The sequence below is a fragment of the Brevibacillus halotolerans genome, assembly GCF_026891775.1.
Lineage (GTDB): Bacteria > Bacillota > Bacilli > Brevibacillales > Brevibacillaceae > Brevibacillus_B > Brevibacillus_B halotolerans.
This window is the reverse complement of record NZ_JAPTNK010000001.1, coordinates 537,681-561,426: the sequence shown is the minus strand read 5'-3', so window position 1 is coordinate 561,426 and position 23,746 is coordinate 537,681. Positions and strand designations below refer to the sequence as shown.

Here is a 23,746-nt window from a genome sequence, read left to right as displayed (position 1 = left end):
GTCTGCCTCCCTATAATTGCTCTCTTTGTTTCACCTGTTGTAGTAAGGCATCTGCCATCTGCTCTCTTTGCAGGGAAGGCGCCTCTACATATCTATCATCAAGCAACTCTTGAAAGATTTGTTTGCGCACGGTCGCATCTTTAATCTCCTGTAAAACCTTTAAACGCATCTGGGCTAAAAAGTCAACATAGCCCTCATATTCCTGACCAAACTCTCGTTCTAGCCTTCTACGCAATTTACTTGCCAAACTAGGGCTTGCACCCGAGGTAGATACAGAAATCACTAACCTGCCTCGCTTGACCGTAGAAGGAACGATATAATTGCATAGGTCTGGTCGGTCTGCAATATTTATAAAAGCCTTGGTTCTTTTCGCTTGTTCATATACCGAATAGTTGACATGCCGATGATTGGTCGCAGCTACGATAAAAAAATACGGACTTAAATCCTGTCCCTGATACAGCTCACGTTTCCAATTGATCTTCCCCTGCTCGGTCCATTCAGCTAACAATGGCGTTATCTCAGGAGAAATAATGGTGATTATTGCCCCACATTCCAGTAGAGAACCTACCTTGCGTTGAGCTACTTCTCCACCACCAATAACTGCACAGAGCATTCCCTCCATTTTAACATGAATTGGATAATGCGGATTCATCTGCCCCACCTCTCTACGACCATTGATGAAATTGTGAGTAGGGATCAATCAGCAAAAAATTAAGCAATAAACATACAAATGCAATGATGTTTATCCATGCTGCCACTTTTCCCAACCATTGATTCCGAACCCTTTGATACAACAGCATACTATATAAAATCAGAACGACGATTGACATACACACTTTCGCGTCCATCCAAAATCCATGTGAAAAAATCAATTGTGCCCAAATACTGCCTAAAATGACTGACAACAAAAGTAGCGGCACACCAAAAATGTTTAGTTTAAAAGAAAACGCATCCAATTTCTCCAAACTTGGGAGCCGTTGCCACAGTGGTGTCCATTTTTTTTGCTTCAGCATATGTAGATTCACTAGATACATACCTGAGAATATCATGGACACGGCCAGTAATGCGTAACTAATGATAGCAATTGTCACATGAATAAAAATAAAATCAGAGATAACTCCGCTGTGCTGCGGAGTTGCTGGCTCTGAAAAGAACATGGATAAGGTGAGAACTCCAAACCCGATTACATTAGTAAAAAATAGTAAGAAATCAATGCGAGCTACAGCATGTATGATCAGAGAAAGGGTCACCAATACCCAAGAATAAAAAACTAAGGTTTCAAAAAAGGTAACAACGGGCAAATATGACTTTACGATCATTTGGTAAACAAAAAAAATGGTTTGTAACAACCAGACAATCGAGAGTAGTCCTAGCGCAATTTGCTTTATTCGCCGGTTACTCTGCAAAAAATCATTGAAGTAACAAAGTACACCCGCTGCATAGAGAAAGATGGTCAAGTCATAGAGCCACCTTGCATTTGCCATACACGCTCACCTTTCCCTACTATCTAGATCACGCCCATTTTCTCAATTGCCTGTGAAAACAGGCGGAGCAGGAAGAAATCCATTTCTTCCTCGTCTCTTGCTAGAAACGCTGTTCACGTGATTGTAATGAAACAGCTTTTTCACGTCTTAAGCTTTCACGCTTTTGTTGCTCCCATAATGCTTCCTGTTTTTTACCTTCCAATCTTTCATCCAAAGCAAAAATTGTAGAAAAGATATCGATTACCTCTTCTCCTTTCTTTTGGACGGTCAACTCCTTCAGTTGTACGATTGGATCATGCAGCAATTGGGAAATAATTCCACGTGTATGCTTGCGAATAATATGCATTTCCTTCTCATTTAAATGAGGCAACTTGTTTTCAATTTTGCGGATTGCTTCTCCATGAATGGAAAATGCTTTTTCACGCAATGCCGCAATCAAAGGCACAACGCCCAGCGTCTGTTTCCAGTTAATGAACTCCTGCTTTTCTTCCTCAATCATAAGTTCAATACGCTCTGCTTCTTTGGAGCGTTCAGCTAGATTGCTCTGAACAATGCCCTCCAGATCATCTATGTCATACAGGAATACATTTTCTAGCCCATGAATATCAGGATCAAGATCACGCGGCACGGCGATATCAATCATAAACAATGGCTTATGAGGACGCTGCTTCATAATCGGCTTTAATTGTGCTTTTGTTAACACAAAACCGGTTGCTCCCGTCGAACTGATGACGATGTCTGCTTTAGCCAGCTTCTGGGGCAGATCCTCCATGGTACAGGCTTCACCGCGGAACTGTTCCGCTAAGGTCTGTGCACGTTCCAGCGTACGGTTTGCTACTGTCACATGCGCTACTCCGTTTGCGTGCAAATGCTTAGCTGTTAACAAGCTCATTTTACCTGCACCTAAGATCAGTACATGCTTATCAGCAAAGCTTCCAAAAATCTTTTTGCCAAGCTCAATCGCGGCATAGCTGATAGATACAGCATTTTGGCCTACAGAAGTCTCAGTATGAGCCCGTTTTGCAAGGGTTACAGCCTGTTTAAACAGTGTATTAAAAATGGTTCCAGTAGTCTCATGTTGTTGTGCTAGGAGAAAAGCGTTGCGAATTTGACCAATAATCTGTGTCTCTCCCATTACCATGGAATCGAGTCCACAGGTTACACGGTATAAGTGCTCAATCGCTTCGTCATTTTCCTTTACGTACATATAATCGAGAAGCGACTCTTTCTCTACGCCAAACCATTCTGCAAGAAAATTCCGTGTATAAAATCTACCGGTATGCAACTGATCGCAAACCACATAGATTTCAGTACGGTTACAGGTTCCTACAATGATACATTCTAGAATGCTTTTGGTATGAGATAGAATATGAAGTGCTCTCGGCGTGCTGTCGTCATTAAACGTGAATTTTTCACGAATTTCGACAGGCGCTGTCTTATAATTTAGGCCGAGCAGTAAGATTTCCATAGCCTTCCTCCCGTGTCATTCAAATACGGATTTTAGCTTCTTTATTATAACATTATGTCCGTAAGCAAGTAGTTTAAAATGTGAAATTTTCATTAAAGTTATCCAAAAAACCTTGTCAAATGTGCTATTCACTGGTTCGACAAATTACTTTCAGGATTTCACATCTTTTTCCACAAATTAACATTTGTTCATCTTGTTAATTTTATCCAGATTTTCACTATCTTAGTTTGTCTCGTTTTTACTTATTCATGCTTCTTTCGGAACTATCAAAAAACTCCTTCCTTCCCTGTTTATCTACTCTTATAATGAGTACTATAGCTCGGAATCGGCCAACATATTTTCTAGAAACGAGGTAGTAGAGTGAAAAAAGCATTGATGGTTGACTGTTTATTGTTATGTATCGTTTTTATCTGGGGAGCAACCTTTGTGGTCGTTCAGAATGCGGTTCACATGCTTCCTCCCAATACGTTTAATGCGATCCGTTTTTTTAACGCTTCATTATTCTTGTCCCTTATCTACTTTATTCGAAATCCAAGGGCTTGGCAAACCTGTAACTTTTCTTTGGTACGCAGCGGTGTATTTCTAGGCTTTTGGCTGTTTGTCAGCTATGCAACTCAAACAGTAGGACTCTTGTATACCTCACCATCAAAGGCAGGATTTATTACAGGTCTGTCGGTTGTGCTTGTGCCCTTACTCTCGATTGTTGTACTTACGCATAAAGTGAAAGCCTCTACCTTTATCGGCGTCTGCATGGCCGTAATTGGACTTTACTTATTAACAATGAATGGAACTCTTTCTCTTACATTTGGCGATTTTTTAGTGCTTTGCTGTGCGATTTGCTTTGCCATGCAGATTGTGTTGACCGGTCGATATTCTCCTCGGTTTCCTACGATGCCCTTAGTGATCATTCAATTGTTCACTGTCTCTTTTTTCAGTATGTGCTACGCCCTTCTCTTAGAGGATTGGCAAGCGATATATGACCCTTTCATCATAGGACACCCTGAGGTTCTATGGGCGCTATTTATCACGGCAATTCCAGCTACTGCCCTCGCATTCTTAGTGCAAACCTCTTTTCAAAAGGACACCTCTCCAACGCACGTGGCACTGATCTTTTCCTTAGAACCAGTCTTTGCAGCCTTCACCTCCTATCTATGGATTCACGAGCTGTTGACGATGAAACAATTGATCGGCTGTGCTTTTATCCTAAGTGGTATGCTGTTTTCAGAACTGCCTATTCTATTCTGGCTACGCAATCTAAAAGCCAAAATATCTGCTTAGCCTTCTACAGTCATATCTCTATAGAGTTAGCTTTTGTACGTAAAAAATCAAACAGACATCTTCCTTGCGAATAGAAAGGTGCCTGTTTGATTTTGCTTTCAACCTTATACACGACGTTTCCAAGTTCGATAATTTCGCACTTCCAAGCTAAGCGCCTCTACCATTAACCGCATGACATTGCTACTTACCTTCTCAGGAAGCTTTTCCGCTTGCCGTAATCTTCGCCTCATTCGTAAAAAGTAGAAGATTGCCCGAATCGTTTGTCCCTTCCGACCAGCATCAATTAAACGTGTTGCCGTTTTGCCTAATTTAGCCCAGTATGCATACTTTTTCAGCCAGCCTTTTATTTCTTTATATAACCTTTCATTTTGCATACCGTTCAATAGGTGCCTTGCAGAGCTCTCCATTTCAGAAAAGGTATGCTCTAGGATTTCCACAGCCTTCTGTTGATCGCCGTGAAAAAAGTGGTAGCGAAATTGATGTAATTTTTCCAGTAGCTGCGGCGCTTCTTCGTCACACAAAAACGATGCGCGCACATGATCGGCAAACAAAAGAAAGGCATCAAGATCTTCAGACCCCGCTATCTCTTTCACTGCACGTTGGAAGGCTTCTTCAGGATCATAGGAATCAGGATGGGTTAAATATTCGCCGATCGTCATGATAGGAATCTTAGAGCTTTCCGGATATTCCATTGCATTAGCTACATACCCCGTAGCAAAACGGAACAGAGTAGCATCCCTATTTTGCAAAGGACCAATGTGTAGCTCGCTCGACATCGCCAGATCATTCACCGGATAATTATCCCAATAAAGCGGGTAGTGTCGTGTTTGTTCAAAAAAGTATTGGGAGTCTGCTTCCGTTAGATAAGGAGAGCAGACAAACCTCCCCGTCCAAAACAGGTCGATTTCTGTTGGTAAATGCTGTCCCAGATAGGTAATATACGCCTCATCACCTCTACCATGATAAACCGTAGGGCATACCACGAGATGGATATCATCCTTACTAGTCTCTTTTAGCTTGTTCCAGACCAAAAGAGTAACCTGCACATGCGCCTCTGCTAAATGAATGAATGCCTCTTGATCACTTTTGTGCATTAATTCCTGTGGAATATCATCAAACAACAGAGCAAATTTCGTCACACCGCAGGCAAGGAGGTTCTCGTACTTTTCTATCAATCTATCTACGTGCTTCGAGTTGGCATACTGCATGCTCATTCCCGGACTGAGACAATAATAAAAGGCACATCCCACCGAATGTGCCTCTGAAATCAGCTCCGAAATGAGACGCATTTGGGCGGGAGAATGATGCATCTGCCAATCATCTCGCAGGATCGCATCATCTTTGGGCGCATAAAAATAGGCATTAAAGCCATGCTGACTGATAAAGTGCAGCATATCAATCCGCTCCTCATGCGACCACGGCTTACCGTAAAATCCTTCAATAAGTCCCCGTAATGCAAATCCTTGTGAAGACATCCTTTCTCCTCCTTGGGAAGCTGTTTGTCTATCTAAGCTGCTGGTGTCTTTCTAACGTAGCCTGATTTAGTTACTCGTTACCTTCCAGTATATGAGCAGATTCTTCGGGTGATTCCTGCTTGCCTTTTAACCTGCGTAAAATTTCTCCCCATAATTCATCTCTGCCTTGTCCCATTTCTGTAGAGAAAACAATGAGAGCATCTGTTGACTGGAAATTCAAAGTTTGACGAATAACTTTTAAATGCTGTAGCCATCTTCCGCGAGAAATCTTATCGCCTTTCGTTGCTACCACGATAGTAGGGATTCCAAGCTCCTTGCAATATTCATACATGCTAACGTCCTCTTTGGAGGGAGCATGGCGAATATCCACTAGCTGAACAACAAATTTAAGCTCTTCTCGCTTGCTCAGGTAAGCATCAATCATACCGCCCCAGGTCGACTTAATGGACTTGGAAACCTTCGCATATCCATAGCCTGGAAAATCCACAAAGTACATTTGATTATTCACTTTAAAATAGTTAAGTGTTTGCGTTTTTCCGGGACGCGAGCTTGTCCGAGCAATTGCTTTACGACTTAACATTTTATTGATTAAAGATGATTTCCCCACATTGGAACGACCCACCAGAGCAATCTCTGGCAGGCGATCCTTTGGGTATTGTTGAGGCCCTACGGCACTAATAATAAATTCTGCTGAAGTAATCTTCATTTCTTTTTCACCATTTTCCCTTGCACAAAAGCATATTTAATCACGTCATCCATCTGTTCTACCGGATGGAACGTCATATCATTTTTCACACTTTCTGGAATATCTTCTAAGTCTTTCTCGTTTTCAATTGGCAAGATAATGGTAGTTAGGCCGGCACGATGGGCAGACAGTACCTTTTCCTTCAAACCGCCAATCGGCAATACACGACCACGTAATGTAATCTCACCCGTCATACCCACTTCTTTACGCACAGGAATATTTGTCAAAGCAGATAACAAGGCCGTTGCCATTGTAATCCCTGCGGAAGGACCATCCTTTGGAATTGCTCCTTCTGGCACGTGAATATGAATATCATTTTTCTCTAGGAAATCTTGAGTAATATCCCATTGACCAGCACGAGAACGAATATAGCTGAGGGCAGCTTGAGCTGACTCCTTCATCACGTCACCTAGTTGACCAGTTAATGTGAGAGTACCTTTACCAGGATAAACACTTACTTCAACATTTAAGGTATCTCCCCCCACCTGAGTCCATGCTAATCCTGTAACAGAACCCACCTGGTCTTCTTTCTCTGCTAGACCATAGCGGAATCGCGGTTTACCTAGCAGGTTCTCCAAGGTCTTAGGTGTTACAACTACGCGTTTCTTTTCTCCACTGACAATGATTTTTGCAGCTTTACGGCACAGATTCGCTGCTTCACGGTTCAGGTTACGTACCCCTGCTTCTCGTGTATACTGACGAATCACCTTCATCATGGCTTCATCGGCCACTTGGAGCTTCTCTTTTGTGATACCATGGGACTTTATATTTTTAGGAAGGAGATAATCCTGCATAATATGGAATTTCTCTAGCTCGGTATAGCCGGAAATTTCGATCGTCTCCATCCGATCAAGCAATGGTCTTGGTATGGTATGAAGCGTATTTGCCGTTGTTAAGAAAATAACGTTGGACAAATCATAAACTTCTTCTACATAATGATCACTAAATTTTTCGTTCTGATTTGGATCAAGTACTTCTAATAAGGCTGACGCTGGATCTCCGCGGAAATCACTCGCAAGCTTATCGATCTCATCAAGCAGAATAACAGGATTAACAGTACCTGCTTGGCGCATGGATTGAATGATTCGGCCTGGCATCGCTCCTACATAGGTGCGACGATGTCCACGAATTTCTGCTTCATCACGCACACCACCAAGCGAGATACGGATAAATTTCCGGCCCATCGCTCTTGCAATAGATCTACCCAAGGAGGTCTTACCTACACCTGGAGGGCCTACAAGGCATAGAATCGGTCCTTTTAAATCACTTACTAATTTTTGTACAGCAAGATACTCTAGAATGCGCTCTTTTGGTTTTTCAAGGCCATAGTGGTCTTCATTTAAAATCGATTCTGCATGGGCAATATCTAGATTATCCTCTGTCTTTTTCGTCCATGGCAAGGAGAGTAATGTATCAATATAAGTGCGAACCACACTGCTTTCTGCAGAAGTAGCTGGCATCTTATCTAGGCGATCAAGTTCTTTCTCCAGCTTAACCTTGATACGCTCTGGGGCGTCGGATTGGAGCAATTGCTCACGTAAATCATCCATTTCCCCATTTCGCCCGTCACGATCACCTAGCTCCTTTTGTATGGCCTTCATCTGTTCGCGCAGGTAATATTCTTTTTGCGTTTTTTCCATTTGCTTTTTAACGCGCTGACCAATACGTCGTTCTAGTTCCAGTACTTCTCGTTCGTTATTTAAGATATTAAGTAAGATTTCTAGACGACGATGCACATCTACTGCTTCTAGTACGTCTTGCTTATCCTTTATTTTAAGCGGTAGATGGGATGCAATGACATCCGCCATGCGCCCCGCTTCGTCAATATCACTAACTGAGCTTAGCGTCTCAGGGGATACTTTCTTAGAAATTTTGATATATTGCTCGAACTGCTGTAAAACAGTTCGCACCATAGCTTCGATTTCATTTTCATTTTCCACGGTTTCCGGTAAATATGTAATCGAAACGTAGTAATAATCATCTTTTTGCAGATATTCGTTAATAGAGGCACGCTCTAAGCCTTCCACTAGTACACGAATTGTTCCATTAGGTAGCTTTAACATCTGCTTCACTCGTGCAACTGTACCTACCGAATAAATTTGTTCTGCATCCGGTTCCTCCACCTGCACATCCTCTTGCGTTGATAGCAGAATATAATTATCATCTACCATCGCTCTTTCAAGAGCCCTTACGGATTTCTCACGTCCTACATCCAAATGCAACACCATGCTTGGGTAAACCAATAAACCACGAAGCGGAAGCAGTGGTATTTCACGGGATCCTGTATGTTCACTCATGACCAAGCACCTCCCATTTCTAAGGCCACGATATCTCTCTTTTATAATGTCTGAAAGACGGTATCGTCTCATTGTATCGCAAAATGATACCCAATGTCTAATGACCACATGTATTTGCTTATATTACATGCTGTTCATTGCGACATTTGTAACACACATACGATGATGAAGCCGTTTTTATTATACCCAAAAATTCCTAATCTTTCATAGAAGCTTCTGCTTCTTCGTACACTTTGATTAAAAAAATATGGGATAGAGATAGGCCCCGCCTAGCCATATAGGAACGGAGCCTATGTGTAAAACAAATGAATCTACCCTCTTATGCTATAAAGGTAAAGTGCCTGGCTGAATGCCCTCCACTTGTACAGGTACACTAAACGGCGGCAAGTACGTGTCTTCTGTCTGGTCTGTTTCGTCAATTTGAGTTAAAACACCTTGGTCTACAAATGCCATTTGGATTGCTTCCTCTACATAATGGATTGCGATTACTTCAATTCCTTCTATATCCGCAAAGATCGTCTGCCAATTCTCCGCTGGAATGAAAACACGTTTAGCCCCTGCTTGACGAGCTGCTTCTACTTTAGCAACTACTCCGCCAACTGGCTTTACCTTACCATGGATACTAACCTCGCCTGTAACGGCCAATAAATTATCAATAAGTCTTTCTTTGATAGCCGAATAGATTGCGATTGCAATTGTTAAGCCTGCGGAAGGGCCATCCACGGGCACACCACCGGGAAAATTAATGTGTAAATCATAGTCATATGGCTGAATGCCTAGGCGGTGAAGAACAGTTAATACATTATCAATGGAGCCTTTCGCCATAGATTTACGGCGAATGGTTCGGCTCGGCCCCCCTAACTCCTCTTCCTCCACTAAACCAGTCAGAGTAAGTTTGCCTGCACCTTTAATAGGGGCTAATGAGGCCGTTACCTCCACTTCCATCACGGTGCCCATGTTAGGACCATAGACAGCCAGCCCGTTGATGACGCCAATTTGAGCTTGCTCATGTACTTGTTTTTCTTGACGAGGCGATTTTTGACTGCTATGTACCACCCATTCCACGTCCTGAGTGGTTACGATCTCACGTCCTTCTGTCATGCATATTCCTGCAGCTATCTGTAAAGTATTAATGGCTTCACGTCCATTGGTTGCATAACGCTCTATCACTGCAATCGCGTCATTCTCCACCTGAATTTGCATTTTTTTCATGGCCTTAGAAACAATACTTCCAATCTCATTAGGCTGTAGAGGCCGGAAAAATATCTCTAAACACCGCGAGCGCAAAGCGGGGGGAATTTCTTCAGGTGTACGTGTTGTAGCTCCGACTAAACGAAAATCAGCCGGCAGTCCATATTGAAAAATCTCATGGATATGGGCAGGTATCTGAGTGTTCTCTTCGCTGTAATAAGCGCTCTCCAGCATTACTTTTCGGTCTTCCAACACTTTTAGCAGTTTATTCATCTGTACTGTATGTAGCTCGCCTATTTCATCTAGAAATAAAATCCCTCCATGTGCCTTGGTAACGGCACCTGGCTTGGGTTGTGGGATACCAGCTTGCCCCATAGAGCCCGCTCCTTGATAAATTGGATCATGCACGGAACCAATTAGCGGATCAGCAATGCCGCGTTCATCAAACCTAGCAATAGTTGCATCAATTTCCACAAATTTAGCGTCCTGCTTAAAGGGGGAAAGCGAGCTTTTTTTGGCAGCTTCCAGCACGACACGGGCAGCAGCTGTCTTCCCTACCCCTGGGGGTCCATAAATAATAACATGCTGCGGGTTAGGCCCACATAACGCTGCTCGTAATGCTTTTAACCCGTCCTGCTGTCCAACGATATCTTCTAGCTTACTAGGTCGTGTTTTCTCAGATAATGGCTCAGTCAATGCGACCATTTTCATTTTACGTAAATGATCTACCTCTTTACGGGATTCTTTTTCCGTTGAAACCTTTGTTGTTCTTTGCATCTTTAACAGATTAAAAAAGTAGATGCCTATAATGATCCCAACGACAAGCTCAATAGCCCCTACTATGACCGTTGTATATTCCAATTCTATACCCTCCCAAGTAATGCTGGTAATACCTCCAAAACGATATAAAAGTAGTATTACCTAGTGCATGGGAGAGTAAACAGGATCATTACACAACCTTTTGGGTATCATGTAAGCTCTTATGAATCGAGCACCTCGTTTTTCATCTACATCCTTACATCCTTACATCCTTACATCCTTACATCCCTACATCTCTACATCCATCGAAATCTGGATCACTACCAGCCCTTAGCATAGAGTACACTTATTCTTTGACACAAAAAAAGGCGCTTGTTCCAAAGAACGAAGCACCTTTTTCTTATCATTTTCACCAACCAGGTGTTAGCCTGCTTGATCGAGAGTTTTTACGCTGATTGGATGATGTCGCCTTCTTTATTCTTTAGTTGTGGCTTTACCTTTTCGGTAACCACTTCCTCCGTAATTAGGCACTTCTCCACGTCCTCACGCGAAGGAAGCTCATACATCATATCCAGCATGATTTGTTCAATAATTGCACGTAGACCACGAGCACCAGTGTTACGCTTAATTGCTTCTTTTGCAATTTGAGTCAAAGCGCCTTCTGTAAACTCAAGCTCTACTCCATCTAGACTAAGTAGCTTTTGGTATTGTTTGATCAAAGCATTTTTTGGTTCTGTCAAAATTCGTACCAATGTCTCTTCGTCTAATGGCTCAAGTGTTGCATGTACCGGCAATCGACCTACAAATTCCGGTATCAAACCGAATTTGAGCAGGTCCTCAGGCAATACGTATTTTAGGTATTCGCCTTGTTTTAAGTCGGATTTAACACCTTCCACCATTTCAGAACCAAAACCGATTACTTTTTTACCAATACGGCGCTTGATAATTTGCTCGATGCCGTCAAATGCACCACCGCAAATGAACAAGATATTGGAGGTATCGATTTGGATAAATTCCTGATGGGGATGCTTGCGTCCACCTTGAGGTGGCACACTCGCTACTGTACCCTCTAGAATTTTCAACAATGCTTGTTGTACACCCTCACCTGATACATCGCGCGTGATAGAAGGGTTCTCGGATTTACGAGCAACTTTGTCAATCTCGTCAATATAGATAATCCCCTTCTCCGCTTTTTCTACATCATAATCAGCAGCTTGGATAAGCTTCAGCAAGATATTTTCAACATCTTCCCCAACATATCCAGCTTCAGTTAGCGATGTAGCATCAGCGATCGCAAACGGTACATTTAGGATGCGGGCTAGCGTTTGAGCTAACAACGTTTTACCGCTACCTGTTGGTCCAATTAGTACGATATTGGATTTGGATAATTCCACATCCTCAATCTTCGCACCTGAATTGATTCGTTTGTAATGATTATATACAGCAACAGCCAAGGATTTCTTAGCTTGATTTTGTCCAATAACATAATCATCTAGGATATTACGGATTTCCAATGGTTTTGGAATTTCCTTCATATCGATATCTTCATCGGTCCCTAGTTCTTCTTGTACGATCTCATTGCAAAGCTCAATGCACTCATCACAAATGTAAACACCTGGACCAGCTACAAGCTTGCGAACCTGCTCTTGAGACTTTCCGCAGAAAGAGCACTTTAATTGACCTTTATCGTCATTAAACTTGAACATGTTTTTCACCTCACGTCGATGATTTTTTCAGCCAAGCACAGGATGGCCCCTTAACGGCGTTCGATCACACTGTCAATTAACCCGTAGTTTTTCGCTTCCTCAGCAGACATGAAGTTATCGCGATCTGTATCGCGGTCAATCACTTCATAAGGTTGACCTGTTCTTTCTGCCAAAATCTCATTTAATTGACGCTTTGTTTTGATAATCCAGTCAGCGTGAATACGAATATCCTCCGCTTGACCACGAACACCACCCAGCGGTTGATGAATCATCACTTCACTGTTTGGTAATGCAAAACGCTTACCTTTCGCGCCTGCAGCCAAAAGTACCGCACCCATGCTGGCCGCCATGCCGATGCAAATCGTGGAAACGTCCGATTTGATAAATTGCATGGTGTCATAAATCGCCATGCCTGCGGTTACAGAACCGCCTGGAGAATTTATGTATAGGCTAATGTCTTTTCCTGGCTCTTCAGATTCAAGGAATAACAATTGCGCTACTACTGCATTTGCTATTTCATCATCAATCTCACTACCCAGGAATATGATACGGTCTTTTAACAGACGAGAATAAATATCGTACGCACGTTCTCCGCGGTTAGTTTGCTCTACGACCATAGGGATCAGCATAAGGGATGGCCTCCTTCACTAATTTCTGCTCTCTTTATCTGAGAAAACAAGGCACGAAAAAACGTTCGTGCCTTGCGCCCATATCTAAGGTTATGCAGTTTATTTGCTTTCTGCAACCAACAAATCTACAACTTTACGAGTCAAGATTTCGCGGAACAAACCAGCAAGCCCGTCTTGTGCAGCAAAGATTTTCTTAAGCTCGTCAGCAGGACGACCATACATCTTCGCATATTGCTCAAGCTCTTGATCCACATCTTCTTCTTTTGTTTCAAGGTTTTCTGTTTTCGCAATCGCTTCAAGAACTAATGCTGTGCGAACACGCAGCACTGCATCTTTACGCATTTGATCGCGAAGAGCAGATTCGTCTGTACCAGAGAATTGGTAGTACAACTCTAGGTTCATACCTTGCATTTGTAGGCGTTGCTCAAATTCTTTAACCATTTGATCAAGCTCTGACTCTACCATAACATCTGGAATATCGATCTCAGCGTTCTCCGTAGCTTTTAGAACCAATTGCTCGCGGATGTAGTTTTTCTTTTCCGCTTCAGCTTTTTCTTCTAATTTAGCTTTTAGATCAGCTTTGTATTCTTCCAAAGTGTCAAATTCGCTTACATCTTTTGCGAACTCATCATCCAACTCAGGTAGGTTTTTACGTTTTAAGCTGTTCAATTTCACTTTGAACATAGCTTCTTTACCTGCAAGGTTTGGAGAATGGTATTCTTCAGGGAAAGTAACCGTGATTTCTTTTTCTTCCCCGATTTTCATACCTACTACTTGCTCTTCAAAACCAGCGATGAATGTGCCAGTTCCAAGTTCCAAAGAGTAGTCTTCTGCTTTACCGCCTTCGAATGCAACTCCATCTTGGAATCCTTCGAAATCGATATTTGCAGAGTCGCCGTTTTCAGCTGGGCCTTCTTCAACTGTTACCAATTCAGCGTGACGAGTTTGCATACCTTTTAGTTCTTCTGCAACTTGTTCTTCGCCTACAGTGAAATCTTTCTCTTCTACAGAAAGACCTTTGTAGTCGCCTAGTTTTACTTCAGGCTTTACAGTAACAGTTGCTTTGAACACCAATTTTTGACCAGCTTCCATTTGTTCTACGTCAACTTCTGGACGATCAACAGGCTCGATACCTGTTTCACGAACAGCTTGTCCGTATGCCTGTGGAAGAATGATGTCCAATGCATCTTGGTACAAAGACTCAACGCCGAAGCGATTTTCGAACATTTTGCGAGGCACTTTACCTTTACGGAATCCAGGTACGTTTACTTTTTTTACTACCTTTTTAAATGCTTCATCCAGAGCAAGGTTTACTTGATCGGCATCAACCTCTACCGTCAAAACCCCCTGGTTATTCTCTAACTTTTCCCATTTTGCTACCACTTAAACTTCCCCTCCTAGATTAAATCCAGAAAACATTGCCTCACCCACACAGAAACAATCTATGTCATTAAGAAGCAATTTACCTGCCATTATAACCATTTCAGTATATCACATAACAAATAAATTTCAAGAAATCACCGTCGTACCAAAAATTGACCACCACGTTCAGAAATTTCTTGTCCTTGTCGATCGTAGAAGCGCACCTGTACCTTAATATGGAAATCATCAGTACCTATTTGTTCCAGAACAGCGTATGTAGGAGTTCTAAAACCGCGCGGCATCATCAAACTGCCCGGGTTAATGAACAAAATATCTCTCTCGACTTCACATACTGGAAAATGAGAATGTCCAAACAACACAACGTTCGCTCCAACTTCTTCGGCACGATAGTGCAACTTCATAAGTGAGCTTTTAACATCGTACAAATGTCCATGTGTTTGGTAAATGATTAAATCTTTCCAGCGTGTAACCCGATCTTTAGCAACTGGCTCAAAATCACAGTTTCCTTGTACGAGTTGCATTTTTGAAAATGGTGCTTGCTTCTGGTCGACACAGAAGTCTCCACAATGCAAAATGAAATCTGCTGGGTGACGATCCACTACTTCTTGTACCTCTTTGATTTGCCCATGTGTATCGCTGATGATGAGAATGCTCACGCCTATCTCCCCTTCAGTTTTTCTAGCAAATCCTTCATCGCCATGGCGCGATGACTAATCGTGTTCTTCTGTTCTGGTGATAACTCAGCCATGGTGCATAATTGACTTGGTACAAAAAAGACTGGATCATAACCAAAGCCGTTGGAACCAGATGGAGCGTGTGCGATAGCACCTTCGCAAGCCCCTGTCGCAATCACGGGCTCTTGTCCCGGTTCAACATAAGCGAGTGTACAACGGAATCGGGCTGTTCGCTCCTTCGTCGGAACATCTGCCAGTTTGGTTAATAGTTTTTGATAGTTTTCTTCATCTGTAGCCTGTTCTCCTGCAAACCGTGCAGAATAAACTCCTGGAGCACCATGTAAAGCATCCACCTCTAAACCAGAGTCATCGCCGATTGCCGGTAGTCCTAACACCTCTGAGATTGTTTTTGCTTTTTTGAGTGCATTGGCTTCAAAGGTTTCTCCATCTTCTTCCACTTCGGGTGCATCTGGAAATTCAGAAACACTGACTGCCTCCAGATTCAATACCTCAAACAATTTATTGAATTCGCGAACTTTTCCTTGATTTCTAGTGGCTAATACCACTTTTTTCTTTGCTGTTTGTTCACTCATGCTTGTCCCTCGCTTTCGTGATAAAAGCTACTTTACAATCCAATTTCTGTATTGCTTATGTATTACCCCACATTATAACGCAAGCATTGTAAAAATTCACCTTTCCTATGTAACCCTGGTAAATCTTAGACGCAGTTATCCTTTTTGATGTTTCATCCATGCCGTATTTTTACGTACATATCATGATAAAACCCGAACAACAGACATGTGAAGATATCCGCTTTCGGGTTTTACCACCTATGTAGGCCTATTGAGAGCTAGAAAGTTACGCTTTACTATGAAGCTTCACTTCTCCTAGCACTTCTTTTTGTAGTTCGATGAGGTCTTGAATCCCTTTTTGTCCCAATGCCAGTAATTGCATTAGCTCCTCCGTACTGAAAGGAGATTCTTCCCCCGTTCCTTGCAGCTCTACATATTTACCGGCGCCTGTCATAATAACATTCATATCAACAATTGCGGAAGAATCCTCTTTATAATTCAGGTCCAATACTGGTACTCCCTCTACTACACCTACGGAAGTAGCAGCTAAGAAATCCGTGATCGGTAATTCCTTCCAAGTACCAGCCGTTACTAATGTATTCATAGCATCCACCATCGCTACAAATGCACCCGTAATAGACGCAGTACGCGTACCTCCATCTGCTTGAATAACGTCACAATCCAACCAAATTGTGCGCTCTCCCATCGCCTCTAATTTTACAACCGAGCGTAGGGCGCGGCCAATCAGACGTTGAATCTCCATCGTACGTCCTCCGACCTTGCCTCTGGAGGATTCTCGGGCATTTCGTGTTTCTGTGGCACGCGGTAGCATAGAGTATTCAGCTGTAATCCAGCCTTTTCCACCGTTCCGCATAAACGGAGGTACTTTTTCTTCTAACGTCGCTGTACAAATTACCTTGGTATCGCCTACCTCAATCAAGCAAGAACCCTCTGCATGCTTAATGTAATTGCGGGTAATTTTAACGGGACGCAATTGATCGCTCGAACGTCCATCCAATCTCATAAAAGACCTCCTACATATTTTCAAATTCGTTATTATGTCGCTGTGCTTGTTTACTATTGTCTGTGGAATGGTAACGTTTAATCACAAAGCCTTCAACTAGTATACCAAGGCACACCATGAACTGCTAGTTTTTCAAACTGATTCTTGCAAGGACGTGTTCATTTTATCAGAAAACACCGCGAATCATACTAAATAACCACCTCTGAAGGCTGTAGACCATATAGACATGTACTATAAATAAACATCCACGCCCCTAGACGTGGATGTTAGCTTACAATTCAAAGGCATTAATTTGAAGCGGTCTTGATACAGGCTGGTCAAATTTCATTGAACCTGCTTGCGTTAACGGTTTTCCCTCTACCTGAACCTGCACCTTCTTTATACCAGTATTCTCTGTTAAGGACAGCACGAGTGATTCCATCGCTTCAGGGTTTGCTTCTTTTCCCTTATCATACTTTAAAATATCGTTGCTTAAATTAACAACCACCGTATCTTTTTGTTGCTCAACGCCAAGTACCTTTGTAGTTCGCAGTAAGGAGCTAAATAATGGTGAGCCTTCTTTCGGCCCTTTTATCAGCTCTTCTACAACCGCTTTCGACATATCCTGCGTCTCTGGAATCAAGCGTGTCACCGGTACAAAATAGGTTCGTTTATCATCTAGCTGACTTTGAAAATAAATCGTTACCGCAGAAGTTCTGCCAGGATGCGCCCCTTCAACCAGTTCCGTATTAATGCCCTGTTGACGGTTTAACAATGAGATTGGTGTACCATTTGCCGGCATCTCGCTTAACGGTTGCCCGTTTACCCAAATCGCAATGTCCTTCACCGTATCAAATTCTGTCATAGAACGAGTAATTGCATCGAGAATTTTTTGTTCGTCGACCGCTTTATAATTTTTAAACTCAGATGAGAATTCTATTGTTGCTTTTCCTTCTTTAATAGACATCCCTAGAATTTTCGTGCCTTCGGGTAACAGAGCCTCAAATCCCTGCGGCTTCAGCGTCTCCACAGGACCTCCCTTTACCATATAGCTTAGCACTTGTTTAGCGGGTCCTTCTGCTTTGGGTAAAATCAAGGAGACTGGGACGACAAAACCATTGGTATCTTGCAGATAAACAGTACGCTTTGTCGTTTGGGTAACCGCTCCCTGCGTCTCTTCTCCCGTCTGTTCTTCCGTTATCTGTAATGGATTAGGATCTGCACCTGTAATGGATGGAGTCTGTATAGGGACACTCGTTTCTTTTGATGGACCAAACAGCCCACATCCTGTCATGAGTATCGCACTTAGCCCAACAACCGCTGTCATTTTACCGATAGGTCTTTTTTTCATCCCATATCCTCCTCGTTGACACTTTGTACTACCATGTATACGAGCAGGGCTTGGGTTTATTCCTCTAGAGTAAAAGAAATCTCCAGCAAGCCATCTTAGACTGTCCTCTCTTTAGAAGCCATGTTTATACTCATGATAATAATCGCAGCAAGTGACAGGATAACAGCCACTGCAAATGGAGCTTGTGGAGCTAGCGCGTGACCAATTACTCCTGATAATAAGGGAGCTAGCGCTGCTCCTAGCCAGCGTACAAAGTTATACACGCCAGAAGTAATTGCTCGTTCATATGGAGAGATTTCCATAACATAGCTTGAATATAGAGCATTATTTAACCCAAGTACTAGGCCTGAGACGATAATCAGTATTATTTTAGCCGTACTGCTAGGAATAGCAAATAAGCCGAGTAAAATAATCACTAAAGCAAGTAATCCATAGCGTATCAACACTTTATAAGGAAGTCGCGCTTCTAGCTTATGGGAAAGAACCGCCGATCCATACGCCAGCATTAATCCCCATCCAAAGAACACAAAACCTAATTGGATAGCAGTTAAGTGTAAGATGAGTGGCGAGTATGCCAAAATAACAAAGAAACAATAATAATACAACATGCCAGACAAAGCACCTTGCATAAATGGTCTGTAGGTTAAGAGACTGAGAAGTTCTTTTAGACCCGCTGTTTGGCGTTCTTGTTTTTTGGATGGTTCATGAACAAAGAAAATGACAAGAAGCAATGCACAAAAAATAAAGAAAGAAGTAGCGAAAAAAGGATAATTCCATGCAAATCCACCTAAAAGTCCACCTACTAAGGGACCTCCTGCCATACCTAGCCCAATGGCCGCTTCATACATTCCAACTGCGCCACTAACCTCATCAGATAGGGCAATCAATAACGTCATCGCTGTGGCAAAAAACATGGAGTTTCCCAATCCCCATCCTGCGCGAAACCAAGATAATCCTACAATAGATGAGGACATAGCGCATAACAATGAAAAAACAGTAACTATCGCTAGCCCGATCATCATTAATTTTTTATCCCCTAAACGCACAGCTAAAATACCGGATGGCAGCATCATAATCGCCATGGTAAATATATAAGCAGTAAATAACATCTCTACTTGCCAATGTGTCGCATGGATTTGTTCAGCAATGACTGGAAGTATAGGATCAACTACTCCTATTCCCATAAATGCAAAAAAAGTGGCTAGCACCGTAATGATCCGTGCACGTTTTCGATTAATTGGTTTAAGCTGCATCTTTACCATACACCCCTATTTTTTTAATCCTTGTTCCTGCATTAAGTTGCATATACATCTTTCGTGGAATTTATGTTATCTACTTGTCTTTCTGCCGGAGCTTCTCTATTTTGAGAAGCATGTGCTGAAGGTCTTGACGAAAAGACTCCATACGTTTCAATTTTTCCGTTAACATATCCACCTGCGCCTCTAGTAGTGTGTGGAGTCGATCAGCATGGACTGATGCTTGCACATCTTCATTTTCATACGCTCGCTCCATCTCTTCCTTTAAACTGATAAAATGTTGAAGCTCTGTTAAAGAAAAACCGAGTACCTCACGTGCTTCCAAAATTTTTTTGATATCACGTATATCGTCAGAGGAATACAGCCGAATTTTACCTTCTGTACGAATTGGAGGTTTAATTAAACCTATTTCCTCGTAATAACGTAATGTTCGTTTCGTTACTCCAATCTGCTTGGTTACCTCATCAATTTTAAAGAACGTCATGGTATCTCCTCCTCTCAAATAGTTTGATATACAACTATATGAACAAGTAACAATTTACGTTAACGTAAGCTTTTTGTCAAGAGAGACAGAACTTTTTTAAAAAATATCGATAACATAAAAAGTCAGTTCTCTGTATTTCAAGAACTGACTCGTTACACGAACGGATTATCGCCTATCCAGAATTTCTAAAATAATGGAGCCACATGCTCAAGCACCTGCTGCTGTACATTCAACGGGCACTCTAGCCACTCTTCGCCAATTTGCTGGAATACCTGTTTACTGCCACTTGTATAAAACAAATGGTGCTTGGGCTCGATTTCTTGTTGCTCATTCAATAGCCCCTGCATAGACAGCATTGCACTGAGCTCACGCGCCGTTTCTTCTGCAGAATTAATCAAGGTAATGCTATCTCCCATTGCCTCCTGAATGAGTGGAGCAAGCAAAGGATAATGGGTACAGCCCAAAATCAATGTATCCAGTTCTTCATGACGGAAAGGCTCTAAGGTCTTGGTTACGATTTGTCGGGCTTCTTCTGTATGTAGGCGCTGTTGTTCAACTAATGGAACAAACGCCGGACATGCCATGCCCACTGTGTACAGCTCTGGATTAATACGACGCATCGCTTGTAGGTAAGCCCCTGTACGAATCGTCATTTCTGTACCAATAACTCCAATACGCCCCGTACGAGATGCCGAAATGGCAGCACGTGCTCCTGGTTCAATTACACCGATAACGGGCGAATTCATTCGTTCCTTCGCTTCATGCAACACCACCGATGCAGCCGTATTACAAGCGATTACCAGCGCCTTTAGTTGAAATTGAGAAACAAATTGAATCATTTGATTCGTATATGTGCGAATTTCTTCGGAATCGCGTGAACCATATGGACAACGGGCATTGTCGCCAAAATAGACAATCTTTTCACGCGGTAATTGCCGCATTACTTCTTTTACTACGGTCAATCCACCCACTCCTGAATCTATAATCCCGATGGTTTCTTTTCCATTCATTGATGTTAGCTCCTTTGAAGTCAGAGTCCCTTTTCTACCATATGCTGTTCCCTGATCCTATGTAAAGACAAAGAGGATGAACCAGCTAAAAAATTTTGAACCTGTAGGCATTTATCATCATAAAGTATACAGCAGGAAAGTTGAAGGAGGAATTACCTTGAACCACCAAATACAGCATCTCCTAGATTGGAGCGAATGGGGTCGGCAATGGGTCGATTACCTGCGTCAAAATCCTCATTGTGCTGAGATGAAGCGGGATTTGCACAAATTCCATGTGGCCTTTAGTGAAGTAGGGCGCAAAGCCAACTATTACCAGGATAAAGAGGATCGCGAGGAACAAATTTCGAAATTAGCCTCCCAAGCTGAAGACATTCAGCGGCACTTCCATGACCTACTCCGTCTCGTCCAAAATCGAAAAACAGAGGAAGAGAACAAAGAGCAAGAAAAGCAAGCCAACTCGAACAAAAGAGGTCGCTTTCAACGGCATCCTAGAGTAGAGCAACCCGCGCCACCAGCTATCGTTCCGGTGGTGTCAGAAGCAAATTTTTCTAATACAGCCGTTCCGATTGGTGGTCATACCCTTCCACCCCTTCCCTATTCTTATGATGCCTTAGAACCATACATTGATGAAGAAACAATGCGCATTCACCATGATATACTACATCGCAATTATGTGAACAACTTAAACAAAGCTGAAAAAATGATGGCTCAAGCTCGCGAAACAGGAAATTTTGAGCTGATTAAGTTCTGGGAAGGAGAGGCAGCCTTTAATGGTGCAGGGCACTACCTGCATACCATTTTTTGGTTTGTTATGCGTCCAGATGGTGGCGGTATGCCAACCGGAGAACTAGCTTCCCATATTAATAGCTATTTCGGTTCCTTTGATAAATTTAAGCAACATTTCTCACAGGCTGCTGAAAAAGTAGAAGGCGGCGGCTGGGCTATTCTTGTTTGGTCTCCGCGCTCTCACCGCTTAGAAATTTTACAAGCGGAAAAACACCAAAATTTATCGCAGTGGGATGTAGTTCCATTACTAGTCTTAGATGTATGGGAGCATGCCTACTTCCTCTCCTACCGCAGCCAAAGAGCTGATTATATCAAAGCATGGTGGAACATTGTCAACTGGGAAGAGGTAGAAAATCGCTTCCGTCAAGCAAGCCGTTTACGCTGGAAACCATTCTAAGCTGTATGGCTGTACTCTACTGTCTATGATAATACTCCCCAGCCCTTGAGAAAAACATATCAAATGCATGAGAAATATATGACATATTCAAAATAACCGGTAATATGGGGATGATTCTGCCAAGTATGCAAAAAGAGCATGCGAGTGAGGATGACCCGCTTGCTCTTTTACCATCTTTCATTTTATTCGCGTAAAATAGAGATAGATATCTGGAATCTAACATGATTCTTTGTAGAGTGGGCAAGCTCTTCCGTATTGTTTTCTATCGTTCTTTTCTCCTGAATTGGTTTTCTTTTCGTTGATTTTTAGGTTTGGAAAAAGTAAAATTTGGCAAATATAGGAGCAAACAAAAAATTTTATCCTTTGTTTTGTCCCTTTTCGAAAAAAAAGGTGATTTTTTAAGGGTTTCTATGCTTTTTTACTGTTCTAATAAAGGATTTTTTGGTATGATGAGTAGTAGTTTTTTAAAGAAAAGAGGTAAGAAAATGAACAAGACAGAATTGATTGCAAAAGTAGCTGAAACAGCTGAATTAACAAAAAAAGATGCTGGACAAGTGGTTGACGCCGTATTCGAAGCAATCACTGGCGCACTAAAAGGTGGAGAAAAAGTTCAATTGATGGGCTTTGGTACTTTCGAAGTACGCGAACGCGCTGCTCGTAAAGGACGCAATCCTCAATCTGGCGAAGAAATCGAAATCCCAGCAAGCAAGCTACCAGCTTTCAAAGCAGGTAAAGAACTAAAAGAAGCTGTTAAGTAATCATTCTTCCTACATAAGAAGAGACAAATAAGGCTAGCAAATGACCAAAGGTTGTTTGCTAGCCTTTTTCTAATGAAATAACAATTAAATGGCTCCCTGCCGATGAAATGCCCATCTGCACGCTATCCTCTATGTTCTTTGCCCGTTAATTTTTCGTTACGAGCAGTAGTTCCTTTTCCTTGATACCTATTCGTTCTGCATAGCCACACCATTCTTGTACGGTTCTAGGCGCTGTCCACGTTGCACGCTGCTCCTCATTTAAAAGTGGCTGGATACTTTCCCAGACGCTATAGAGCAGAGGAACCCCAAGCTGCACTTGGCTTAAAAGCTCTCTTTGACAAAAAACCTCTTGAGGAGTTCCTTCTAAAAGAAGCGAGCCTCTATGCATAACGAAGACCCAATCGGCCCAAGCATAAGCAAGCTCCAAATCATGTGTAGACATAACAACGGTCGTACCCTGCTGATAAATTTGTTCCAATTGCGTCAGAAATAGCTGTGTATGATAGCTATCCAGATAAGCTGTTGGCTCATCAAGCAGGAGTAATTCCGGTTGCAATACAACAACTCCAGCTAAAGTGACTAGCTTTTTTTGTCCTAAGCTTAACTGGTGTAATGGTAGATGTAACCACTCTTTTATTTGAAAAGCTTCTGCTGTGGCCAATACACGCTCGCGAACCTGATCAGTAGATAGACCTTGATTACATAAGCCATAGGAGAGATCCTCTGCCACCGTAGCCGCCAATAATTGATGCTCTGGGTCTTGCATCACCAATCCTACTTTGCTGCGTAGCTCTTGTAAAAATCGGCGATCATAGCGGTATGGTTCTCCCTTGTAGTACAACTTTCCTTCTGTTGGGCGGTAAATACCATTTGCCTGCAAAAACAACGTAGATTTCCCCGAGCCATTATGGCCGAGAAGTACGATCTTTTTACCTTTTGGGATACGTAAATTGATTTCCTTTAGAGCGAGGCTATTTGTCTTGTGTTCGTAGGCGTAACTTACTTTTTCCAGACTGATCAAGGTTTCCACAAGAGCCACG

General features: G+C 42.4%; 21 protein-coding genes. 3 read left to right on the top strand and 18 right to left on the bottom strand.

Going from position 1 to position 23,746, the window contains the following annotated elements; all coding sequences use genetic code 11:
• Window positions 1-10: 10 nt before the first annotated feature.
• The 3 genes from O0550_RS02445 to hemA all read right to left on the bottom strand — a co-directional run bounded on the left by O0550_RS02445 (window position 11) and on the right by hemA (window position 2,952).
• Window positions 11-652, bottom strand: coding sequence for a precorrin-2 dehydrogenase/sirohydrochlorin ferrochelatase family protein (locus O0550_RS02445; RefSeq protein WP_003338856.1), 642 nt, complete (start codon window positions 650-652; stop codon window positions 11-13).
• Window positions 653-665: 13 nt separating this feature from the next.
• A complete protein-coding gene (locus O0550_RS02440) occupies window positions 666-1,484 on the bottom strand; it encodes a cytochrome C assembly family protein (protein WP_258425575.1) in 819 nt (272 codons plus the stop codon).
• 100 nt (window positions 1,485-1,584) lie between these two features.
• A complete protein-coding gene (gene hemA / locus O0550_RS02435; RefSeq protein ID WP_101667662.1) occupies window positions 1,585-2,952 on the bottom strand; it encodes a glutamyl-tRNA reductase in 1,368 nt (455 codons plus the stop codon).
• Window positions 2,953-3,312: 360 nt separating this feature from the next.
• On the opposite strand from hemA, the gene O0550_RS02430 reads away from it, so the two are divergent.
• The gene (locus O0550_RS02430) at window positions 3,313-4,230 is read left to right on the top strand and encodes a DMT family transporter (protein WP_309304366.1); all 918 of its coding nucleotides are present in this window, start codon (window positions 3,313-3,315) and stop codon (window positions 4,228-4,230) included.
• A gap of 104 nt (window positions 4,231-4,334) precedes the next feature.
• Here O0550_RS02430 and O0550_RS02425 read toward each other — a convergent pair whose 3' ends face one another.
• The 14 genes from O0550_RS02425 to racE all read right to left on the bottom strand — a co-directional run bounded on the left by O0550_RS02425 (window position 4,335) and on the right by racE (window position 20,765).
• Complete coding sequence (locus tag O0550_RS02425) at window positions 4,335-5,705, bottom strand: protein O-GlcNAcase (RefSeq protein WP_003338859.1); 1,371 nt, start codon at window positions 5,703-5,705, stop codon at window positions 4,335-4,337.
• 70 nt (window positions 5,706-5,775) lie between these two features.
• Window positions 5,776-6,411 (bottom strand): ribosome biogenesis GTP-binding protein YihA/YsxC, encoded by a 636-nt coding sequence (gene yihA, locus O0550_RS02420; RefSeq protein WP_003338860.1) that lies wholly within the window; start codon window positions 6,409-6,411, stop codon window positions 5,776-5,778.
• Window positions 6,408-8,747, bottom strand: coding sequence for an endopeptidase La (gene lon / locus O0550_RS02415; protein ID WP_258425574.1), 2,340 nt, complete (start codon window positions 8,745-8,747; stop codon window positions 6,408-6,410). Before lon ends, yihA begins: the two co-directional genes overlap by 4 nt.
• A gap of 324 nt (window positions 8,748-9,071) precedes the next feature.
• Entirely contained in the window at window positions 9,072-10,799 is a 1,728-nt protein-coding gene (gene lonB, locus O0550_RS02410) for an ATP-dependent protease LonB (RefSeq protein WP_022584168.1), read from the bottom strand.
• A 344-nt stretch (window positions 10,800-11,143) separates the two neighbouring features.
• The gene (gene clpX / locus O0550_RS02405; protein ID WP_003334892.1) at window positions 11,144-12,403 is read right to left on the bottom strand and encodes an ATP-dependent protease ATP-binding subunit ClpX; all 1,260 of its coding nucleotides are present in this window, start codon (window positions 12,401-12,403) and stop codon (window positions 11,144-11,146) included.
• A gap of 50 nt (window positions 12,404-12,453) precedes the next feature.
• Window positions 12,454-13,032 (bottom strand): ATP-dependent Clp endopeptidase proteolytic subunit ClpP, encoded by a 579-nt coding sequence (gene clpP / locus O0550_RS02400; protein WP_003334893.1) that lies wholly within the window; start codon window positions 13,030-13,032, stop codon window positions 12,454-12,456.
• Between the two features lie 99 nt (window positions 13,033-13,131).
• The gene (gene tig, locus O0550_RS02395) at window positions 13,132-14,415 is read right to left on the bottom strand and encodes a trigger factor (protein WP_003338864.1); all 1,284 of its coding nucleotides are present in this window, start codon (window positions 14,413-14,415) and stop codon (window positions 13,132-13,134) included.
• A gap of 134 nt (window positions 14,416-14,549) precedes the next feature.
• Window positions 14,550-15,071: a metallophosphoesterase family protein gene (locus O0550_RS02390; RefSeq protein WP_003334896.1), complete on the bottom strand. Its 522-nt coding sequence runs from the start codon at window positions 15,069-15,071 to the stop codon at window positions 14,550-14,552.
• Between the two features lie 2 nt (window positions 15,072-15,073).
• Window positions 15,074-15,682, bottom strand: coding sequence for an XTP/dITP diphosphatase (locus tag O0550_RS02385; protein ID WP_258425573.1), 609 nt, complete (start codon window positions 15,680-15,682; stop codon window positions 15,074-15,076).
• A gap of 265 nt (window positions 15,683-15,947) precedes the next feature.
• A complete protein-coding gene (gene rph, locus O0550_RS02380; protein ID WP_003334898.1) occupies window positions 15,948-16,685 on the bottom strand; it encodes a ribonuclease PH in 738 nt (245 codons plus the stop codon).
• 271 nt (window positions 16,686-16,956) lie between these two features.
• Window positions 16,957-18,015, bottom strand: coding sequence for a GerMN domain-containing protein (locus tag O0550_RS02375; protein WP_003334899.1), 1,059 nt, complete (start codon window positions 18,013-18,015; stop codon window positions 16,957-16,959).
• Between the two features lie 95 nt (window positions 18,016-18,110).
• Window positions 18,111-19,268: an MFS transporter gene (locus tag O0550_RS02370; RefSeq protein ID WP_258425572.1), complete on the bottom strand. Its 1,158-nt coding sequence runs from the start codon at window positions 19,266-19,268 to the stop codon at window positions 18,111-18,113.
• 79 nt (window positions 19,269-19,347) lie between these two features.
• Complete coding sequence (locus O0550_RS02365) at window positions 19,348-19,755, bottom strand: MerR family transcriptional regulator (protein WP_003334901.1); 408 nt, start codon at window positions 19,753-19,755, stop codon at window positions 19,348-19,350.
• A gap of 185 nt (window positions 19,756-19,940) precedes the next feature.
• Window positions 19,941-20,765: a glutamate racemase gene (gene racE / locus O0550_RS02360; protein WP_096887675.1), complete on the bottom strand. Its 825-nt coding sequence runs from the start codon at window positions 20,763-20,765 to the stop codon at window positions 19,941-19,943.
• A gap of 157 nt (window positions 20,766-20,922) precedes the next feature.
• Here racE and O0550_RS02355 point away from each other — a divergent pair, with 157 nt between their 5' ends.
• Complete coding sequence (locus O0550_RS02355) at window positions 20,923-21,948, top strand: superoxide dismutase (protein WP_258425571.1); 1,026 nt, start codon at window positions 20,923-20,925, stop codon at window positions 21,946-21,948.
• A gap of 485 nt (window positions 21,949-22,433) precedes the next feature.
• Entirely contained in the window at window positions 22,434-22,706 is a 273-nt protein-coding gene (locus O0550_RS02350) for an HU family DNA-binding protein (RefSeq protein ID WP_003338869.1), read from the top strand.
• Window positions 22,707-22,851: 145 nt separating this feature from the next.
• On the opposite strand, the gene O0550_RS02345 is transcribed toward O0550_RS02350, so the two are convergent.
• On the bottom strand, window positions 22,852-23,736 hold the full coding sequence (locus O0550_RS02345) for an energy-coupling factor ABC transporter ATP-binding protein (RefSeq protein WP_003338870.1): 885 nt from the start codon (window positions 23,734-23,736) through the stop codon (window positions 22,852-22,854).
• Between the last annotated feature and the right edge of the window lie 10 nt (window positions 23,737-23,746).

Bases quoted from the DNA above. Each gene is read 5' to 3' on its own strand.
- O0550_RS02445 (WP_003338856.1), bottom strand. From the start codon at position 652: ATGAATCCGCATTATCCAATTCATGTTAAAATGGAGGGAATGCTCTGT.
- O0550_RS02440 (WP_258425575.1), bottom strand. From the start codon at position 1,484: ATGGCAAATGCAAGGTGGCTCTATGACTTGACCATCTTTCTCTATGCA.
- hemA (WP_101667662.1), bottom strand. From the start codon at position 2,952: ATGGAAATCTTACTGCTCGGCCTAAATTATAAGACAGCGCCTGTCGAA.
- O0550_RS02425 (WP_003338859.1), bottom strand. From the start codon at position 5,705: ATGTCTTCACAAGGATTTGCATTACGGGGACTTATTGAAGGATTTTAC.
- yihA (WP_003338860.1), bottom strand. From the start codon at position 6,411: ATGAAGATTACTTCAGCAGAATTTATTATTAGTGCCGTAGGGCCTCAA.
- lon (WP_258425574.1), bottom strand. From the start codon at position 8,747: ATGAGTGAACATACAGGATCCCGTGAAATACCACTGCTTCCGCTTCGT.
- clpX (WP_003334892.1), bottom strand. From the start codon at position 12,403: ATGTTCAAGTTTAATGACGATAAAGGTCAATTAAAGTGCTCTTTCTGC.
- clpP (WP_003334893.1), bottom strand. From the start codon at position 13,032: ATGCTGATCCCTATGGTCGTAGAGCAAACTAACCGCGGAGAACGTGCG.
- O0550_RS02385 (WP_258425573.1), bottom strand. From the start codon at position 15,682: ATGAGTGAACAAACAGCAAAGAAAAAAGTGGTATTAGCCACTAGAAAT.
- rph (WP_003334898.1), bottom strand. From the start codon at position 16,685: ATGAGATTGGATGGACGTTCGAGCGATCAATTGCGTCCCGTTAAAATT.
- O0550_RS02375 (WP_003334899.1), bottom strand. From the start codon at position 18,015: ATGAAAAAAAGACCTATCGGTAAAATGACAGCGGTTGTTGGGCTAAGT.
- O0550_RS02370 (WP_258425572.1), bottom strand. From the start codon at position 19,268: ATGCAGCTTAAACCAATTAATCGAAAACGTGCACGGATCATTACGGTG.
- O0550_RS02365 (WP_003334901.1), bottom strand. From the start codon at position 19,755: ATGACGTTCTTTAAAATTGATGAGGTAACCAAGCAGATTGGAGTAACG.
- racE (WP_096887675.1), bottom strand. From the start codon at position 20,765: ATGAATGGAAAAGAAACCATCGGGATTATAGATTCAGGAGTGGGTGGA.
- O0550_RS02350 (WP_003338869.1), top strand. From the start codon at position 22,434: ATGAACAAGACAGAATTGATTGCAAAAGTAGCTGAAACAGCTGAATTA.